We start from the raw sequence: 975 nt of genomic DNA, 5'->3' as shown, positions 1-975 counted from the left end.
CAAGTACATCAGCGAGCGCATCTGCCTCAACAAGTGCCTCAGTAAGTGCTAGCACGTCAGCGAGTGCGTCTGCTTCAACGAGTGCCTCAGTAAGTGCAAGTACATCAGCGAGCGCGTCGGCTTCAACCAGTGCCTCAGTAAGTGCAAGCACATCGGCGAGCGTATCTGCTTCAACGAGTGCCTCAGCATCAGCAAGTACTTCAGCAAGCGCATCGGCTTCGACCAGCGCTTCAGTATCAGCAAGTACATCAGCGAGTGCGTCCGCTTCAACAAGTGCCTCAGTATCAGCAAGTACATCAGCGAGCGTATCTGCCTCAACCAGTGCCTCAGCATCAGCAAGTACATCAGCGAGCGTATCTGCCTCAACGAGTGCCTCAGCATCAGCAAGCACATCAGCGAGCGCATCGGCTTCGACGAGCGCTTCAGTATCAGCAAGTACATCAGCAAGTGCGTCGGCTTCAACAAGTGCCTCAGTAAGTGCAAGCACATCAGCGAGCGCATCTGCTTCAACGAGTGCCTCAGTAAGTGCAAGCACATCAGCGAGTGCGTCTGCCTCAACCAGTGCATCAGTATCTGCAAGCACATCAGCGAGTGCGTCTGCTTCAACGAGTGCCTCAGTTTCTGCAAGCACATCAGCAAGTGCGTCCGCTTCAACGAGTGCATCAGTTTCTGCAAGTACATCAGCGAGTGCGTCGGCTTCGACAAGTGCCTCAGCATCAGCAAGTACCTCAGCAAGCGCATCTGCTTCGACAAGTGCCTCAGTATCAGCAAGCACATCAGCAAGCGCGTCGGCTTCAACAAGTGCCTCAGTATCAGCAAGTACATCAGCGAGCGCGTCTGCCTCAACAAGTGCCTCAGTAAGTGCTAGCACGTCAGCGAGTGCGTCTGCTTCAACGAGTGCCTCAGTAAGTGCAAGTACATCAGCGAGCGCATCTGCCTCAACAAGTGCCTCAGTAAGTGCTAGCACGTCAGCGA

1 pseudogene is annotated in these 975 nt (G+C 54.3%); it reads right to left on the bottom strand.

Going from position 1 to position 975, the window contains the following annotated elements:
* A pseudogene (locus DF216_RS10875) lies at positions 1-975 on the bottom strand (adhesive domain-containing protein); the annotation flags it as partial.

This window comes from Streptococcus oralis (assembly GCF_004127215.1).
GTDB lineage: Bacteria > Bacillota > Bacilli > Lactobacillales > Streptococcaceae > Streptococcus > Streptococcus oralis_BD.
This window is presented reverse-complemented; position numbering and strand designations above follow the sequence as displayed.